The 18902-nt window shown below is 37.2% G+C and carries 19 protein-coding genes; 4 read left to right on the top strand and 15 right to left on the bottom strand.

Annotated elements, in window-relative coordinates; translation table 11 throughout:
* Window positions 1–63 precede the first annotated feature (63 nt).
* Window positions 64–1287 carry an endonuclease Q family protein gene (locus QKW49_RS03775; RefSeq protein WP_282866234.1) on the top strand — a complete coding sequence of 408 codons (1224 nt, stop codon included), beginning with the start codon at window positions 64–66 and terminating at the stop codon, window positions 1285–1287.
* A 161-nt stretch (window positions 1288–1448) separates the two neighbouring features.
* On the opposite strand, the gene QKW49_RS03780 is transcribed toward QKW49_RS03775, so the two are convergent.
* From QKW49_RS03780 to QKW49_RS03790, 3 genes are all read right to left on the bottom strand, one after another.
* Window positions 1449–2219 (bottom strand): patatin-like phospholipase family protein, encoded by a 771-nt coding sequence (locus QKW49_RS03780; protein WP_282866235.1) that lies wholly within the window; start codon window positions 2217–2219, stop codon window positions 1449–1451.
* A 167-nt stretch (window positions 2220–2386) separates the two neighbouring features.
* Window positions 2387–3517 carry a zinc-dependent alcohol dehydrogenase gene (locus tag QKW49_RS03785; protein WP_282866236.1) on the bottom strand — a complete coding sequence of 377 codons (1131 nt, stop codon included), beginning with the start codon at window positions 3515–3517 and terminating at the stop codon, window positions 2387–2389.
* 546 nt (window positions 3518–4063) lie between these two features.
* Entirely contained in the window at window positions 4064–5392 is a 1329-nt protein-coding gene (locus QKW49_RS03790) for a transposase (protein WP_282863714.1), read from the bottom strand.
* A gap of 446 nt (window positions 5393–5838) precedes the next feature.
* On the opposite strand from QKW49_RS03790, the gene QKW49_RS03795 reads away from it, so the two are divergent.
* Together QKW49_RS03795 and ylbJ are read left to right on the top strand one after the other, a co-directional pair.
* A complete protein-coding gene (locus QKW49_RS03795; RefSeq protein ID WP_282866237.1) occupies window positions 5839–6030 on the top strand; it encodes an aspartyl-phosphate phosphatase Spo0E family protein in 192 nt (63 codons plus the stop codon).
* Between the two features lie 287 nt (window positions 6031–6317).
* Entirely contained in the window at window positions 6318–7616 is a 1299-nt protein-coding gene (gene ylbJ, locus QKW49_RS03800) for a sporulation integral membrane protein YlbJ (protein WP_282866238.1), read from the top strand.
* A 19-nt stretch (window positions 7617–7635) separates the two neighbouring features.
* Here the strand turns inward: ylbJ and QKW49_RS03805 are convergent, their stop codons facing one another.
* The 7 genes from QKW49_RS03805 to QKW49_RS03835 all read right to left on the bottom strand — a co-directional run bounded on the left by QKW49_RS03805 (window position 7636) and on the right by QKW49_RS03835 (window position 13755).
* A complete protein-coding gene (locus tag QKW49_RS03805) occupies window positions 7636–8076 on the bottom strand; it encodes an ATPase (RefSeq protein WP_282866239.1) in 441 nt (146 codons plus the stop codon).
* A 5-nt stretch (window positions 8077–8081) separates the two neighbouring features.
* Window positions 8082–8570, bottom strand: coding sequence for a pantetheine-phosphate adenylyltransferase (coaD, locus tag QKW49_RS03810; RefSeq protein WP_282866240.1), 489 nt, complete (start codon window positions 8568–8570; stop codon window positions 8082–8084).
* The gene (gene rsmD / locus QKW49_RS03815; RefSeq protein WP_282868058.1) at window positions 8567–9142 is read right to left on the bottom strand and encodes a 16S rRNA (guanine(966)-N(2))-methyltransferase RsmD; all 576 of its coding nucleotides are present in this window, start codon (window positions 9140–9142) and stop codon (window positions 8567–8569) included. The genes coaD and rsmD overlap by 4 nt, the downstream gene beginning before the upstream one ends.
* Before the next feature lie 156 nt (window positions 9143–9298).
* A complete protein-coding gene (locus QKW49_RS03820) occupies window positions 9299–9499 on the bottom strand; it encodes an alpha/beta-type small acid-soluble spore protein (RefSeq protein WP_282866241.1) in 201 nt (66 codons plus the stop codon).
* A 181-nt stretch (window positions 9500–9680) separates the two neighbouring features.
* Window positions 9681–11747 (bottom strand): ATP-dependent DNA helicase RecG, encoded by a 2067-nt coding sequence (recG, locus tag QKW49_RS03825; protein WP_282866242.1) that lies wholly within the window; start codon window positions 11745–11747, stop codon window positions 9681–9683.
* A 19-nt stretch (window positions 11748–11766) separates the two neighbouring features.
* The gene (locus QKW49_RS03830; protein ID WP_282866243.1) at window positions 11767–13386 is read right to left on the bottom strand and encodes a DAK2 domain-containing protein; all 1620 of its coding nucleotides are present in this window, start codon (window positions 13384–13386) and stop codon (window positions 11767–11769) included.
* A gap of 12 nt (window positions 13387–13398) precedes the next feature.
* Complete coding sequence (locus tag QKW49_RS03835) at window positions 13399–13755, bottom strand: Asp23/Gls24 family envelope stress response protein (RefSeq protein WP_282866244.1); 357 nt, start codon at window positions 13753–13755, stop codon at window positions 13399–13401.
* 231 nt (window positions 13756–13986) lie between these two features.
* On the opposite strand from QKW49_RS03835, the gene rpmB reads away from it, so the two are divergent.
* On the top strand, window positions 13987–14172 hold the full coding sequence (rpmB, locus tag QKW49_RS03840) for a 50S ribosomal protein L28 (protein WP_282866245.1): 186 nt from the start codon (window positions 13987–13989) through the stop codon (window positions 14170–14172).
* A gap of 154 nt (window positions 14173–14326) precedes the next feature.
* Here rpmB and QKW49_RS03845 read toward each other — a convergent pair whose 3' ends face one another.
* From QKW49_RS03845 to QKW49_RS03865, 5 genes are all read right to left on the bottom strand, one after another.
* A complete protein-coding gene (locus tag QKW49_RS03845; RefSeq protein WP_282866246.1) occupies window positions 14327–14476 on the bottom strand; it encodes a hypothetical protein in 150 nt (49 codons plus the stop codon).
* Between the two features lie 92 nt (window positions 14477–14568).
* Window positions 14569–15204 (bottom strand): thiamine diphosphokinase, encoded by a 636-nt coding sequence (locus QKW49_RS03850; protein WP_282866247.1) that lies wholly within the window; start codon window positions 15202–15204, stop codon window positions 14569–14571.
* Between the two features lie 20 nt (window positions 15205–15224).
* Window positions 15225–16115, bottom strand: coding sequence for a ribosome small subunit-dependent GTPase A (gene rsgA, locus QKW49_RS03855; RefSeq protein WP_282866248.1), 891 nt, complete (start codon window positions 16113–16115; stop codon window positions 15225–15227).
* Window positions 16115–18043: a Stk1 family PASTA domain-containing Ser/Thr kinase gene (pknB, locus tag QKW49_RS03860; protein WP_282866249.1), complete on the bottom strand. Its 1929-nt coding sequence runs from the start codon at window positions 18041–18043 to the stop codon at window positions 16115–16117. The genes rsgA and pknB overlap by 1 nt, the downstream gene beginning before the upstream one ends.
* 114 nt (window positions 18044–18157) lie before the next feature.
* Window positions 18158–18895: a Stp1/IreP family PP2C-type Ser/Thr phosphatase gene (locus tag QKW49_RS03865; protein WP_282866250.1), complete on the bottom strand. Its 738-nt coding sequence runs from the start codon at window positions 18893–18895 to the stop codon at window positions 18158–18160.
* Window positions 18896–18902: the final 7 nt, after the last annotated feature.

Genomic DNA, 18902 nt, shown 5'->3' on the forward strand with positions numbered 1-18902 from the left:
GTTATTATTTATCATGTTCAAACAAATAATAGTATTAACTAATACTATAAGGTGGCATGAAATATGAAAAATTTTTTTGTGGATTTACATGTGCATATAGGACGTTCAAGCAAAAGTGATGTAATAAAAAGAGCAACTGCGAATAATCTAACATTTGAAAATATCGCTTATGAAGCTTATCACCGCAAAGGCATCGATATTATAGGCGTTGTCGATGCCGCTTCTCCTTCTATCATAAAGGATATTCAAAACATGCTGGAAAGAGGCGAAATCATTGAACACCCACAAGGCGGCATGGTATATAAAGAAAATTTATCTATCCTTCTAGGTGCGGAAATAGAAACACGCGAGATCAATAGGGGCCATGCCCATTCGCTTATATTCTTTCCTACTCTTGAGCAGATCGTGGCTTTTTCCAATACGATGAAGGGGCATATTAAAACCGGCAAATTCGTTTATAATCTCACAAGGCTTCCCGCTCAAGAGTTGTTTAATATCTGTGAAAGTCACGGTGGTGTATATATACCTGCTCATGTATTCTCCCCGCATAAAAGCTTCTATGGCAATTGCTGTGATTCATTGCTGCAAATATTTACAGAAGAAACCTTTGAGAAAATCCCTGCCATCGAATTGGGCTTAAGTGCGGACACTGCTATGGCAAGCCAATTAAGTGAACTTGATGGCAAGACCTTTACCAGCAATTCCGATGCCCATTCCCTTATTAAAATGGGACGAGAGTATAACATCTTTCAAATGAAAGACAATAATTATAATGAAGTAATGCTGGCATTACGAAATAAGAATGGACGGAGAGTATTTGCCAATTACGGCCTAGACCCCAAGCTCGGTAAATATCACCGCTCTTTTTGCATAAATTGCAATACGGTCATTGATGGTGTCCCTCCTAAGCTGCAATGTCCGGTTTCTCCGAAGCATAAGATCGTGCGGGGTGTATACGACCGTATTGAGCAAATTAAAGATAGGAACAAGCCTAAAACCGCTGACAGACCTCCCTACCACTGCCAACTGCCGCTTGAATTCCTGCCCGGTATCGGCCCTAAAACCATTGATACACTTATCAATGCTTTAGGTACTGAAATGAACATCTTACACGACACCAAGTTTGAAGATCTTCAAAAAGTAGTTGGCGAGAAACATGCTCATAATATCATCCTAGCCCGTGAAGGCAGATTAGAAATCGAGCATGGCGGTGGCGGCATTTACGGAAAAGTGATGGTGGTTCACGGTTCACAGTTCACGGTTCACAGCAATCTACCACGAACCTAATGAGTAATCCACCATCTTGTTTTCCTATTATAAAGGCACGTGTAAACAAGGATAGTCACAAAGACTATCGTATCAAAACATCTTTAACATTTTTTCAATACTTATTTTATTTGAACTCTTCATGATATGTAATCTGTGAACTGTGAACCGTGAACTGCGAACTATACTACCAGCTTAATTATTTCTTTCACCGCTTTTTCCGCGGCTTCCCGTCCCCTGTCCACACATATTTCAGACCATTCAAAGGTAGCCGGATTTATATCCTCTACCTCCGGCTTTATAAGTACATCGGCATAGATAATGCGTGAACTGACTATTTCTTTTTCCATAATACCTAAAGAACGTATAATTACATCAAAAAAACTGTTGACTTTGAAATTCCCCCCATTAAATCCAACATCAGAAGCAATAATAATATCTGCGCCCATATCTCTCACGATATTAGCAGGTACGCGATCGGTGACCCCTCCGTCCACTAACAGCATCTCATCTCTCTTTACAGGACTGAATACTCCCGGAATAGAAATACTCCCACGCAGTGCGTCCGCTACATTTCCTTGATTTAATATAACGCGTTGGCATTTTATCAGATCGGTACATACAACAGAGCATGGGATATTCAGGTCTTCAAAATTACAATTCTTTAACAATAAATTCAAAAACTCTTTTATCTTGTTTCCTGCAACAAGTCCGTTTTTAGAAAATGAGAAATCCAGTACAGATTGTGTAGGCATATTCGCAACCAGCTTTGTAAAGTAATCCAAATCTACTCCGGCACTGTGCATAGCTCCCACCACTGCCCCTATACTGCTTCCTGCGATATAGTCAATAGGAATATTATATTTTTTCAAGACATTAATAACCCCAATGTGTGCCATTCCTCTGGAACTTCCGGACCCCAAAGCAAGACCGATCTTTTTTCTTTGCTTCATTGTAACACCACCAGATAATTTGTTAGTATTTGCAGTATTCTACAAATCCCAAAACATTCCTTATACACATATATATGTTACTGAATTTTTTATGTGCATAAGGAATTTAATCCGGCAGTTATTTTTTTATATTTGTTTTCATAGCCATATCTTTGACAACCCTAAAGTTATGGTTTAAGAATAACTTTAATGCAGTTATCCTCCTTTTTATCGAAAATCTCGTAGGCGTGCTCACCTTTATCTAAAGACAGCTGATGGGTAATGATATCAGTCGCATCAAATTTCCCTTCTTTTATTAGTTTGAGAATTCTATCCACATAAGCATGAGCGGGACATTGCCCCATCTTCAGGGTGATGTTTCTTGCAAAGAAATCACCCAAGGGAAACATGTTGTATCTAGCACCATACACACCCACCATGGATACGGTTCCTCCTTTTCTGACAGCCTGAGTAGCAATCTCAATAGCGGATTTTGAACCTCCTTGGAGCTTGAGTGCTGTTTCTACCATTTCAAGGGTTGTCATCTTTCCATCCATCCCAACACAATCAATCACTACATCGGCACCGCCATGCGTGATTTCTTTGATATATTCCCCTGTATTATCATGGTGTTGAAAATTTATGACTTCCACACCGTTGTATTGCTTGGCATGCTCCAACCGATAATTTATATAATCTACGGCAATAATCCGTTTTGCCCCATGGAAAGCAGCCCATTTCATCGCTAAAAGGCCAACAGGACCGCAGCCTAATACCACTACGGTATCATCCTTTTTTACACCGCCGTTTTCAACGCCCCAATATGAGGTAGGCAAAATATCCGTTAAAAAAAGCACCTGTTCATCGGATAATTCCTCCGGTACAACAGTCGGACCTACATTTGCATAAGGAACTCTTAGATATTCCGCCTGTCCTCCATCATATCCGCCATAGGTCTTGCTATACCCTAATATGGCGCCGACTTCTCCATTTGCATTGGAATTATCACATTGGCTCCACAAATCATGTTCACAGTACCAGCAGTGTCCGCAAGAAACCGGAAAAGGAATGATAACCCGATCCCCTTTTTTGACTTTATGGACCTCTTTTCCTGCTTCTTCTACAATACCCATCGTTTCATGTCCCAAAACAAACCCTTCAGGCATATTTGGTACCATCCCGTGAATAAGGTGCAGGTCTGAGCCGCATATTGCCGTCGAGGTCACTTTGATGATAATATCATCATGATTCTTCAATTCAGGATCACCGATATTTTTTACTTTTACATCTTTTATTCCTTCATATACAATTGCTTTCATAATTACTCCTCCATATATAAACTAGACTTAGTTTTTCCAGCGGAATGATATATATGCGAAAATGAAATACCAAACCTATTCGTACTATTTTTAATATTGGAGTGAATCTATATGCTCAAAAAATCGCGTATTATGACACTGATCATTATACTATTACTTTCTATAGCTGTATATCAATGGAATCACGCAAATCAATTACAGCGTATTCATCGGCTGTATCAAGTAAAAGACAAACCGCTTTGTGGCTTAATGATGCATTGAAAACAAAAGATTGATTAGTAATATTTCACGAAATACTATTGCAATATTTATTATATTTGAACAAGTACCCAATTAACAATTCAAGCGAAAAAAGGTATAATAGATGTAGATGTTCAGTAAATAACAACAAAATGGTATAGAATGTTAAAGTTTTAGGTTATAGCAATAAACTATGTTCATGTGTACTTTGAAAATTTAAAGAATGGATGATAGGAATAATTTGGTATCTAAAAATGGTCGGAGATTCCCTATGCAAGAGAATAGTAAGAATATTTTTCCTGTAGTTTATGCAGCAGTCTTATGGTATTCTTTATTCTCAAGGGTTATGGCTATGGCTTTTGCATGTTGGAGCATGCAAACTAAGGCAGTTCTCACGAAGAAGTTCTTGGTACCCCTAAATAATGGAGATTTAAGACCGTTGTTGAGTACAATATCTCCAATAACGGATTCTATACGTGCTCTTCTTGAATAGATGTCTTTCCAGAGTTGTGAGCCTCTGGGAACTTGGGTAAACCAACGAATATCATCTTCAATGTGAGTATAGACTGTCTTGCCATAGCCAGAATCACAACATGGATGATCACACTTTAGTTTTTCAGCCAATTTTTTAGAAGCTTTTCTTGGACACCGCCATTTTAGTCGTCTTTTTTTCTTATCAATACCCCAATAGTAAAATGTATGACCAGCAGCACAAACAGGCAAACCAAACTCATTAGTAGGTGTTGGAGTTTGAGAATTTCTTGGATTAATTGCAATAATAGGCTTACCGCCTAGTAAACTAATCCACCAGTAAACATAATAAGCGTCGTATCCCGAATCAGCAATGACATAATGAAAGTCAACTTTCAAGTTGTGATAAAGATGCATTATTAGATGTGGTGTCATTCTAACATCGTGGACATCAGCACCTTCGACGAAGAATGTTAGTGGTAGGCATTTAGATGGATTATCTATCATAGGAGTTGTTGCAAAATGCAGACCGTATCCCATTAGATATTCATCAAGATTATGATCATAACCTTTTGTGGCTTCGGAGTCAGTACACATAGAGCATTTAAAGGGTTTTATATTACTGGCATAGCATCTACAATATTTTTCAGGAACATACTTTTGTTTGCAAAAAGATTTTACCTTGCAGCCGTCAAAGATTACTTTATCATGGGGATCAATGATTCCTAATTCGATAGATTCTTTGACAAATAACAATTCAAATATTTTACGGATTAGAGAACCTTGAAGCATGACATCTTCAACGTTTTCATCGCCGAAAAGATTAGAGATAAACCAAGAGAAATAAGCCTTAGAGGGCGTCTTGTCAGGAGAGAAACCTGATAGATAAGCATATCTTGGTGTATCCCTAAGTTCTTTGACCCATTTATTAATGGATGTAAAGCCAGCAAGGTACATCACAAGTAAAGACCTTAAAGCATCTTGAGGGCGATAAAGTGCAATACGTCCTGCAGGATTTTGTGAATAAAAATGTAAACAGAAGTCATAAACACGAGATAGATCAATCTTTGATATTATCTTAGCAATGCTGTCAGTCTCACTGACAGATAGAAATAAATTAAGTTTATAAGCCAGGTGACTCTGGTTTGGTGGAAGCAATGACATCAGCCCCTTTCTAAAATATTCTCTATTTTAGCAGGTTTGAGGGCTGTGAGGTGAAGAAAATTGTTTCCAGTTGATAAAATCAAGTTGAATCAAGGGGTTCAGCTTTGCTGAACACCAACATAATAGATATTAAGGAGGTGAAGTAGATGAGAGTTATTAAACCTTTAATAATTTTAATGTCATCATTGTGTATTGCTAATGCACCTGTATTGCTTAAAGCCGCTATGTTCTGGCCGCAACTTGTTAGATAATAGAATCTTATTATCTAACTTTTTTATTACTTCTTTACATACCACATTGCCTTTAATCATTAGTTTTACTGCACATCCCCATACCATTCAAATATGCTGTTTTCTAAATTCCGTATATAATCATTCATGATGAAAGATACTATAAGAAAATAATACAGCAAAACAAGTATACTACCGAAAAGAGGAATACAACATATGTTAGAATTAGAAAAACTTTTAGAAGACATTGAAAAACTTCGGGAAACCTTGCATCAATTAATTGATAAAAAAGGTTTAAATCTACAGGACCCGGAAATAATCTCTGCAAGCGAGGACTTAAATACCGCTATAACTAAATACAATAAATTCATTGAAAAAAATTTGAATAATGAGAAAAGTAGTGAATGACTTAAATCCTAATAGAATATAATTCTTAATAAATTCATTTATCTTTTAATACAACCTCTGAGCTTTATAAAACAAAACCCCTTGTGTTTTATACAAAGGGCGATTTATTCTTAAATTGTACTATATCCGATCTAACCATTCAACAATTCCAAATTTATATAATTTTCCATGTTCATAAATCATTCTAAATAAATCGTTCATATTCGCAATGCGCTGGAAATATATATATCTATAAGAAATGAAACTTCACTGTTGTAAAAGACTATCTATAAAGGAATGATTTGGACATGATAAATATCTTTGCTTTTATCGCTATTTTATATTTGATTTACTTCTTTTCTATGCTTATTTTAAAAAAAATGTATTTTATACATTTGTATATGTCTTCAGTTCTTCTTATCGCATGTGTAATTCTATTTATTCTAGCAGTTATTTCTAACCCAAGGCAAAGCTTTGATGCCGCTTTAAAGGGAATCACTCTTTCGGTTAATGTGGTTTTTCCATCGTTATTTCCTTTTTTTGTAGGAACAGAGCTGCTAACCAACCTCGGACTTGTGCATATCTTAGGTATTGTTCTTGAGCCTGTCATGCGGCCTATATTTAACGTACCGGGCTGCGGCTCTTTTGCTTTTTCGATGGGAATTATCAGCGGATATCCTGTAGGTGCGAAAGCTACCGTAAACTTGCGTGAAAAGGCATTGTGTACGAAAACGGAAGCTGAACGGTTATTGACGTTTTGCAATAATTCCGGGCCTCTATTTATACTTGGCGCTGTCGCTGTAGGAATGTTTAACCGCCCGGCAGTAGGAACCCTATTATTCATATCACATTTTCTTGCTTCTTTGACAGTCGGCTTTTGTTTTAGATATTATAAAAAAAGTGCCGATACAAGTTCATATGAATATAAAGGAAGAACATTCAAGAAGGTCATTACCGATATATTGAAAGAGTTGAAAGATGCCGGAAAAAGAGACAGCAGAAATTTTGGTGAATTATTTGGCGATGCTATAAAGAATGCTGTAAATCTGCTTCTTGTAATTAGCGGGTTTATTATATTTTTTTCCGTACTTATTCATCTATTAGACTATTTTAATATCATCAATCTATTTTCACAATTACTAGGTTTTTTACTGGGGCCTTTGGGAATCGCAAAACAGCTTCTCCCCTCTATTGCGAGCGGATTCTTTGAAATAACAAGCGGCATTAAAATTGCCAGCGCACAACCATCAGTATCACTGCTGCAGCAGCTTATGGTTACCAGTTTGATTTTAGGTTGGGCAGGACTGTCCGTACACTGCCAGGTTATGAGTATTATTAGCAAAACAGATATTCGTGTTACACCTTACTTAATGGGAAAGGGATTACAGGGTATCGTTTCAGCGATATACACTTTTATCCTTTTTTCCTATACGCCTTTAAGTTCTCAGGTATCGTCTTCCACAAGTGAAGCTTTACAAAACTATGCCCCACCGAATATCATGAATACTTTTTTCACATCACTGATTTATTTTGGTAATATTCTATTATTCTTATTCGTATTATGTGTGATGTTGGCAATTGGCACGTCATTTAAAAACAGGAATTAAAAAAGTGATTATCTGCTAATCACTTTTTTAATTCCTGTCTATTTTCACGTAGCACATCCATGGTGTCTTGAATAATCTTTTCAAGATTTGATAGAATATCATCAGCGTATTCCTTGGTTCCCAGTCGTATTTCCCTTGCATTTTTTTGTGCATTGGAAATAATCTCACTTGCTTGCTCATAAGCTCTTTTTGTCAATTCATGCTCATCAATCATGGAAATAATTTTATTTTCTGCATCTTTAATAATATTATTAGCTTCTTTTTGAGCTTCTAATAATATACGTTGTCTCTCTTCCTTGACCCATTTTGCCTGCTTCAAATCCTCCGGGAGCTTTAAGCGGATTTCCTGAATTAATTCCAGAATGTCCTCTTTATTTACAACACTTTTTCCCGATAAAGGAATGGGTACACCTCTTTCAACAATATCTTCCAATGTATCTACTAATGAAAATACTTCCATGCAAGCTACCCCCTGGTTTTTCTTATCTTCTCAATAATCTCAAAAATTATTTCTTCCGGTACAAGCTCTTTTAAACATCCGCCTAATCTTCCTACTTCTTTTACGATGCTTGAACTTAAATAAGAATATTTACTGCTAGTCATCATAAATAATGTCTCAATATCCGGACTCAATTTATTATTCACCAAAGCCATCTGAAATTCATATTCAAAATCCGAGACAGCCCGTAATCCTTTGACAATCACTGTAGCAGACTTCTCTTTCATATAATTCACCAGTAATCCGGAAAAGCAATCAATCTCAACATTGTTCAGCTTTTTTGTTACCTGGCGTAAGAAATCCATTCTTTCCTCTACCGTAAACATTGGAACCTTATTGCTGTTTAGAAGAATACTGACAATTACTTTATCAAATACTTTTGAAGTTCTTTCTATAATATCTAAATGCCCGTTTGTCACCGGGTCAAAACTACCTGGATATACAGCTATTTTCATGTTTCTTCATCCTGTCTGTGATTATATTTTGTATACTTCATGAAATTGATAATTGTTCTGCCATACTGTTTTTCACGCACGATTTCCAGTCCTTCAATTTTTTGAGGGATTTCATCGCCGCTTTCTCTCTCAATAACAATCATACCATCATCATGAAGCAGCTTATTTTTCCAGATGCCCTGGATCACAGGCACAATAAATCCCTTACTATAGGGAGGATCCATGAAAATAATATCAAATTTTCGGTCGGTCGGCTCAAATCTTCTGATATACTCATAAAAGTCACAAGCGTAAACTTTAGCTTTTTCAGTCAGTTTGGTATGTGTCAAATTTTCTTTGATTACTTTTATCGCTTCAGTGTTCTTATCTATAAACACTGCAAATTCCGCTCCACGGCTTAACGACTCTATCCCTAAGCCACCGGTCCCCGCAAACAAATCCAATACATAAGCATCATCAAGATAACCCGCAATGATATTAAAAAGGGATTCTTTAATCCTATCGGTTGTCGGACGTGTTTGCATTCCTGTCAGGCTCTTTAATTTATGTCCTCTGGCAGAGCCGGAAATCACTCTCAAAATAATTCCTCCATAATATACATATTGTCCTATATGTTATATTTTATATTAACTCATGTAAAAGTCAACACTTTTACATATATTATTATATACATATACATAAAATTAATAAAAGGAACAGCCGGATGGCCATTCCTTTTTATATCAGTATTATCTACCTATCATGCTTTGCTCAACCTGCTGGATCATCTTTTTCACCATGTTACCACCAATCTGTCCAGCCTGCCTGGCTGTAATATCTCCATTGTAGCCCTGTTTTAAATTAACTCCCACTTCACTCGCTACTTCATATTTGAACTTATCCAACGCAGCTCTAGCTTCAGGTACTAACTTTCTATTATTGTTAGCCATGCTTTTCACCTCCTGTTGTTTTGTTCAATATTAATATATGTAGTTTACGAAAAATTAATCGAGCAATTTGTGTTTATGGAGGTAAGGCTTGGTATTATTAAATTTTTGAAAATATTTTGATTAACATAATTATTTAATCATCAGTTAGATTCAAGAGTATTTTAATTTAGATCTTTAACGGTCAGTTAATGACTATACCGTTCATTCTTTCTTCAAACATGTTCTGCAGCTTCAGCTTTAATAAGTAATATTCTTCCTCTTGAAGCTGCGGATCTTGTGTGATGATCTCTAAAGCTGCTTCTTGTGCTTGTTTTAATATATCCATATCCGAAAACAAATTAGCAATTTTAAGATTGGGCAGGCCGTGCTGCCGGGTTCCGAAAAATTCTCCCGGACCTCTTAATTCCAAATCTTTTTCGGAGATCTTAAAACCGTCATTTGTTTTTTCCATTATTCTCATTCTATCTTTTGTTATCTTAGACTCACTGTTATTAAATAATATGCAATAAGATTGAAATTGTCCCCTGCCTACCCTTCCCCGAAGCTGATGCAGTTGTGACAATCCAAACCTTTCCGCGTTTTCGATTACCATTATGGTCGCATTAGGGACATTCACACCTACTTCAATAACAGTGGTAGAAACCAAAATACTGATTCTGCCGTCGGCAAAATCTCTCATAATCTGTTCTTTCTCTGCAGATTTTATTTTTCCATGAATAAGACCTACTTTATAATTCCGGAATACTTCCTTTTTTAACTTTTCTGCAAACTCAACCACGGATTTTAAATCCAATACATCCGACTCTTCTACCAAAGGGCATACGATATATGCTTGTCTGCCTTCGTCCACTTGTTTCTTTATGAACGAATATACCCGTTCACGTTTGCTTTCATCTACTGCATAGGTATTGATTTTTTTCCTGCCCGGAGGCAGTTCGTCAATAATGGAAATGTCCAAATCTCCATAAAGGATAAGCGCTAATGTTCTTGGAATGGGCGTAGCTGTCATAACCAACATATGGGGATTATTTCCTTTTGATGCCAGTGCCGCCCTCTGTTTTACACCGAAGCGGTGCTGTTCGTCGGTGACCACCAGGCCAAGATTAAAAAAATCTACCTTTTCTTGTATTAACGCATGCGTACCAATCACAATATGAACGATTCCTTCTTTTATTTGCTGCTGTAGTTCTTTTTTTTGCTTCCCGGTGGCACTTCCGGTCAATAGACAGATCTTAATATCATATTTTTGAAAAAAACTTTTAAAACTGTTATAATGCTGCTCCGCCAATATCTCTGTGGGCGCCATCATAGCCGCTTGGAAACCATTCTTCACGCACATATACATCGCCAGCGCCGCAACTACCGTTTTCCCCGAACCAACATCTCCTTGCACCAACCTGCTCATAGGTGTTGTATTCTTCATATCTTGCTCAATTTCTGCGGTTACACGACGCTGGGCATTGGTTAATGCAAATGGAAGCCCCTGTATAAATTCGTCCATTTCTTGAACCGGTCTGAAAGCGGTTCCCCTAAGTTCTTCACTTCTTTTTTTAATGCTTAAAAGCCCCAATTGCAGAAATAATAATTCTTCAAAAACCAATCTCTTTCTTGCTAAAAAATACTCTTCAAAGCCAATTGGAAAATGAATATTTCTTATACAGTAATTAATCTCAGCCAGCCCGTATTTACTTCGGAGCTCGTGAGGTAAGTATTCCTTCAAATTGCTTTCTATCATCAGCAGACAGTTTCTTATAACCGCCTGCATGACCTTTTGGCTGAGCGTTGATGTAAGAGGGTAGAGAGGTACAATCTTGCCGGTAACCTTATCTTTAGCATCTTTTTTCTCATACAGCGGACTTATGAGTTCGCTTTTCCCAAATTGCTTACTGACCTTTCCAAAAAATACATATGTACTGCCTACTTCAAATGCATTAGCAAGATACTTTTGATTATACCACGTTGCAGTGACTGTCCCCATATCGTCTCTAAGGACCAGCTTATATATTGTCAGTCCTTTTCGAATCTTATTTTCCGATATGCGCGAAAAGACCGTTGCCTTGATACATACCGACTCTCCATCCTGTAATTCAGCAATCTTTTTTATTTTGGTACGGTCCTCATAGTCTCTTGGAAAGTAATATACCATATCTTCAATGGTGTGAATACCCAGTTTATTTAAGAGCCTTGCTCTTGCATCCCCGACCCCTTTTACCTTTTTGATATCTTTTGCTAATAAATCAGAAACCATTACTGCCTCCAACAATAGACTATTCTACAGAAATCACATAGTAATACAAAGGTTGTCCTCCATTGTGCACTTCCACATCACAGTCCGGAAATTGTTCTTCAGCATACTCGGAAAGCTCCTGTACTTGGTCTTCATCTATATCGTCACCATAAAAAATAGATATTACCGAACTTTCTTCATCTACCAGCAGATGAAGCAGCTGACAACTTACTTCACTGACGTTCTTCCCGGCAATTTCAATCTTTCCATCTTGAATTCCAAGAATATCTCCCTGGATAATCTCCTGATCATCAAAACTCGAATTTCTTACTGCATAAGTAACTTGTCCTGTTTTAACGCTTTCCAAAGCAGCAGCCATGTCTTGGCTGTTCTTTTGTGCATCTGCTTCCATATTAAAGGCCAGCATCGCTGCGATGCCTTGTGGTATGCTTTTTGAAGGAACAACAATAATATTTTTATCCGTTAGTGTTTTTGCCTGTTCTGCAGCTAAAATGATATTCTTATTATTCGGAAGGATAAAAATATGGTCTGCATGGACTTCATCAATGGCTTTCAATATATCTTCGGTACTGGGATTCATCGTTTGTCCGCCTTCGATTACTTTATCTATACCCAAATCCACGAATATGTTTTTTAAGCCTTCACCCATTGCCACAGTAATAAATCCATACGGCTTATTCTCTATTTTTTCTTGCCCATAAGAAACGTTATGTCTGTGCTGTTCCTTCATATTATCAATTTTTATATTGACAAGTTCTCCAAGCTTAAGAGACTCCTCGATAACCGTCCCCGGATTATTGGTATGGATATGTACCTTGATCACATCCTCATCATCAATAACAAGCATACTATCCCCTAAGCACTCTATCTTACTTTTAAGTAGATCTCCCCCTAATGTGCCGTCTTTCTTCTGAATAAGAAATTCGGTACAATAGGCAAACTGTATATCCTCTAGAACAGCTGCATTAGACTTTTGCTCTACTATCACACTTTGATTCTCACTTTGTTCAATCTCATTTTCTGTTTTTAAAGCGTAAAGGGCACCTTCTAAAATTACAATAAGCCCCTTGCCCCCGGCATCCACAACACCGGCTTTTTTAAGTACCGGAAGCATTTCCGGCGTCTGATCCAATATATGGTTCGCATGTGCAATGGCAGCTTCAAAAACCTCAATAATATCATCATTCTTTTCACTTGCTTCGATGGCCCGTTTAGCCCCTTCCCGTGCAACAGTAAGAATGGTCCCTTCGGTAGGTTTCATCACCGCCTTATAGGCTGTATCAACACCGGCTTGCATGGCAAATGCAAAGGCTTTTGCATCCATACTGCCGCGATCTTTCAACTCTTTAGCAAATCCTCTGAAAAGCTGAGACAATATCACGCCGGAATTCCCCCTCGCTCCTCTTAAGGAAGCCGATGCCAGTACATCGGCGATGACTGAAACATTATTGTCATCTTTTTGTTTCACTTCTTTAGATGCAGTAAGGAGGGTAAGAGACATATTTGTTCCGGTATCTCCATCAGGTACGGGAAAAACGTTAAGTTCATCAACGGCTTTTTTATTATTTTCAAGATTGTTTGCTGCGGATACTATCATTCTTTTTAATGTTTTTCCATCTATATGTTTTAATATCAACATGAATCCCCCTCATTATTCTTCTACTCTCATGCTTTCCACATAAATATTTATTTTCTTTACTTTTAACCCCGTTGCAGATTCCAATGAATACCTAACATTATTCACTATATTTTCACATATCGCAGAAATATTTACACCATATTCAACTATAATATGTAAATCTATTGTTAAATACTGAGCCTCAACGGTTACCTTAATCCCTTTATTTAACGCCTCTTTTTTCAGAAGGCTAACAAGCCCGTCAGCTGTATTGCGTGATGCCATGCCCACTACACCATAGCACTGTGTTGCAGTCATCCCTGCCATATTGGCTATTACCTCTGCCGGTATTATAATATTTCCATGGTCATTTTCCAATCTACCAGCCATAATCAAACCTCCTATTGATACTTATATATTAGTATATATTATTTACCTTTTAAAACACACTAATCAATTTACATCGAAAACATCTTAATATATTAGCTATTTTAAACCATTTTGAAAATTATTGCTACCCCTTTTTAAAAAACCCTTGCCAAAACCGCTTTAGTTTGTTAAAATAATATTGTTTTACTGGAAACAGGATGTTGTTTATATCTTTCAAGGAGGTGTATATAGATGGCACAATGCGATGTTTGCGGAAAAGGTTTGGTTTTTGGTATTAAAGTCAGCCACTCTCACAGAAGATCAAATAGAACTTGGAAAGCGAATGTAAGAAAGGTAAAAGCAATTGTAAACGGTACTCCAAAGTCAATTGCTGTTTGTACCCGTTGCTTACGGTCTAATAAGGTTACAAGAGCATAACATAAAAAAGGTTCAAGAATGGATTATTTTTGAACCTTTTTTATGTTGTTATGTACTCTAATGGATTCTGAATACTGTTTTAAGAATTTTTCCGATAAAACCTGGCATTTTTAATACGACGATTTTCATAGTAACACCTCACTTTTAGTTTAGCTTATCCGTTTCTGAAAAACAACCATCCTATCGCAACTAAAACTGCACCTTCTAATACAACCAGTACTCCTAATGGTATAATAGAGGTAAGAAGAATGCTTATCCCCAGGATACCTAATACAAGTCCGAGGGTTTTGCGTTTCCCAGCCATAATAAAAGGCCCCCTCCTATACTTTTCTATTATCAGTATATTCGGCAAGCCCATTTTCGTGAATATTGTTATATGTAATTTTAAATATATTTCTAGTCCTTCGCTTTGACAACCATCAGCAGTCCACTCTTAATACTTATTTCTATTTCTTCTTCAATCAATACATTGCTTATTCCATTGGGAACTCCAAATGTCATCTGTGCATTATTTAATGCATATTGAAGACCTTTTGTAGTGACTCCTGTGACAACCTCCGTAATAGGGAGTACTGAAACGATTTCGCCTACTTGCCCCCGCAGCTTGATTTTTGTATCCGTCAGGTATATCTCATTATGTTCATTAAGGATTTTGCCGGTAATTCCTTTATCCAATAACATCTTCAACAGAGATATATTTGCGAAAGAATGGTCCATCCGGGTTCCCAGGCTTCCTATCAAAACAATTTCAGTGCCGCCTAGTTTTACCGCATATTCAACCGCTAACTGGGTATCGGTTTCGTCTTTATCACATGAATATTGTATAAATTCAATGTTTTCTAATTGCTCATCATTAAAATATTCCTTACCGATAGAATCAAAATCACCTAAAATAACATTTGGCAAAATCCCCATCTTCACCGCATGTTTTGTACCGCCATCCGCACAAATAATGAAATCTGACGGTCCAATCTTATCTTTATAAAAACCATAGTCAACAATATCTCCATTGGAAACAATCCATACTCTCATAAACTCCCACCCATACTTCTTCATTTGTGCCAATCTCTAATATCTTTTAATTGGTTGTAGAACTGCACATAGTTATCATATCTTGATCTGCTTATCTTTCCTTCATTCACTGCCTCAATGACCACACACCCGGGTTCGGAGGTATGCGTACATCCCCTGAATTTACACATTGAATGATAATTTTGATATTCCCTAAATAAATATTCAAGATCATCCGCCTTAATATCCATCTCCATCAATTCAAAGGAAGTAAATCCCGGTGTATCAACAACGTAGCTTTCTTCATTCAGTTCTAAGAGTTCAACATGTCTGGTGGTATGCTTTCCTCTATCGATCTTTTTGCTTATTTCACCGGTCTGTAATTCAAACCTGTTATCAACAGTATTTAACAAACTGGATTTTCCCACCCCCGATGCACCTGCAAAAACACTGATTTTCCTCTGTAATGCATTCCGTAGGTCATTAATACCTTGCAGCGTACGAGAACTGGTACAAATCACATGATATCCGGCTGATTGATAAATTTCAACAAGTTTCAAATATTCATCACGATCATCCAGGTCAATTTTATTCAAGCATATGATGATATCCAATTCCCTCGATTCAGCTACAGTAATTAACTTATCCAACAACAATAAATTCGGCGCAGGAAGGCAGACCGAGGCAACGATTACAATCTGCTGAACGTTTGCTACCGGCGGACGAACCAGTACATTCTTCCTGAGCATAATTTTTTCAATGATTCCTTTTGTATTGTCATGGTCCGCGATTTCTATCTCAACCCTGTCTCCAACCAATGGAATCATCTCTTTTTTTCTAAATTTGCCTCTGGCTTTACATTCTATAATCCCTTGCCGGGTTTCTATATAATAGAAACCGCCGATCCCTTTTAATATGATGCCTTCTGGCATTATTCACCATCACCGCCAAAATTTATTTCCGTCTTTTTATCGCCCAACTTTTGTCCGTCAATGTACACTTCAATATAAATTATCCCTCGGCCTTGAAGCGCAATTGATGCTATACCGTCACCCTCAGATGTATTATGAGCCTTTTCATATTCGACCTTTTCAAATACATAATCATTTCCTACTCTTTTATAGTACTCTATCTTAATGACTACTCTTTCCTTGTCCTGAGGCAATTGAATATTAATATATCTTTGGTTTTCATCAGTGGCTTTTCCTTTGCTCACTACCAAGTCAACCAATGTCTTTTCTTCCACTTCACTGTTTGCTGTGATGCCTTGCCTAATCACGATTCCTTTAGGCAGATCACTTTCCTCCGGCTTTATCTCGCCTACCAGCAATCCACGCTCACTCACCATTCTTTTGGCTTCATCTTCAGTTTTTCCAACCAAATCAGGCATATTCACCATTTTTATTTTTCTGCCTCTGCTTACATATAATTGAACGATATCTCCCTCTTGGACTTCCATCCCTTCACCTGGTATATGACGGATAACGATTCCTTCCGGTACGGTATCATGGAATTCATCTATCACTTTATAATTCAAGTCATTCTCGTCCAGCATTATTTCTGCCTGCCTATATTCCTGATTGACCAGATCGGGCACTTTGATTGTTCTAGCACCTTTACTTACAACTACTTTAATGGTCTGAGGTATTTTTACTACTATATTCGCTGCCGGGTCCTGAGATATAATGGTTCCTTTTTCATATTCTTCATTATATTGCTGTTCCGCTTGCTCAATTATAAATTTATCGGGATCATTATAAGACGTTTTTATTGTATTAAACTCTTGTCCCACTAAATCCGGAACCTTCTGCTCCATATTTTTCGCAACAGGTATCTGGTCTTTAAACACATGATAGCCTACAGCGGTTAATCCGCCTATAATAAACATTGATGTTATAATAGCAGCAATCACCGCGACTCTGTCTTCTTTTTTAACTTTCTTTTTCTTTTTTCCCACATTTTCACTTCCACTGATATTAATAATAGGAATCTTCCTAGTAGGTGAATCATCAATGTTTTCCCCACCCACAAAATCTTCATCAGGTTGTTCAAATGCCTGATATAAGTCATTGAGCATAGAACCTGCGGAAGAATATCTGCTTCCTTGATCTTTACAGATCGCTTTTAAAACGATAGATTGCAAGGCAATCGGGATATTCTTATTAATAGTTCTTGGTGGTACCGGCTGTTCTTGAATATGTTTGATTGCTACAGCTACAGGACTCTCCCCGTCAAATGGAACTTTGCTGGTTAGCATTTCATACATCACAATACCCAACGAATAGATATCTGATTTTTCATCGGTATAACTCCCTCTGGCCTGCTCGGGTGAAAAGTAATGAACCGATCCGATGGTATTGCCGCCAAGAGTCAGAGTAGCTGACGTCGCTGCACGAGCAATCCCAAAGTCTGTTACTTTCAACACGCCATCATTGGATATCATGATATTATGCGGTTTTATATCCCTGTGCACAATATTTTTTTTATGCGCGTGTTCCAACGCAGAGCAAATTTGAATAGAAAAATTTAATACTTCTTTCCATGGCAGCGCACCGTTTTTATTAATTACTTCCTTAAGCGTAATACCGTCAATATATTCCATTACGATGTAATGGATATCATCTTGCTGACCTACATCATATACCGATACAATATTCGCATGGGACAGACTGGCTGCAGCTTGAGACTCTATATTAAATCGACTGATAAACTCTTGGTCTTCAATAAGTTCACTCCTTAGAACTTTGACAGCTACAAATCGGTTAAGAAGGTTGCACCGCGCCTTATACACCAAGGCCATTCCACCTGCACCGATCTTTTCTATAATTTCGTATCTATTTCCCAAAATACTCCCTATCATCTTTACACCTCTTCTAACATTTAATAAGCCGGAGTTCAGAATTAAGGATCAGCTCTATAGCATAAGGTTATCTCCAAAATCTGATATAACTTCCATTTAATTAAATCTTTCTCCTCAAAGTCCTAAAACAACAACAGTTATATTATCTAATCCGCCTTTATCATTTGCAATAGTAATAAGTTCCTCTACTGCCAATTGAAGGTCATTGTTGTCCTTGATAACCGAAAGTATTTCGGAATTTGTCAGCATATTGGTTAAACCATCGGTGCATATAAGAATAATATCTCCAGGTTTATATTCTTGTATATAAATATCAACTGGAGTATCCTTATCTCCCCCTAACGCACGTGTAATCACATTTTTCTGGGGATGATTCTGCGCTTCTTCCCGTGTTATACTTCCGCTGCTGATCAGTTCTTCAACCATTGAATGATCAGTAGTAATCTGATACATTTCTTCACCACGGATAATATATGCTCTGCTATCACCTACATGAGCGATATATAAGCTTTGATGATAAACAAAGCAAAGAATCGCTGTAGTTCCCATACCGCTAAATAATTCATTTTCAAGAGACTTATTATAAATGATTGTATTTGCTTTGTTCATGCTTTCTTTCAAGATTTGAATAATTTGTTCATGGGTCATTTCATGACTATAGGATTCCTTTATATACTGTTGAATCTCATCTATTGCCATCTTACTGGCAACTTCCCCAGCATTATGTCCTCCCATTCCATCAGCTATGATACAATAACCCGAGCACATTTCATCACTAAATTTTGACACAAAAAAGCAGTCCTCATTTACTTCTCTAGCTTTTCCTTTATCAGTAAATGCGCCTATCCTCACTCTCGTT

This window comes from Petroclostridium sp. X23, from assembly GCF_030013905.1.
Taxonomy (GTDB): Bacteria; Bacillota; Clostridia; order SK-Y3; family SK-Y3; genus X23.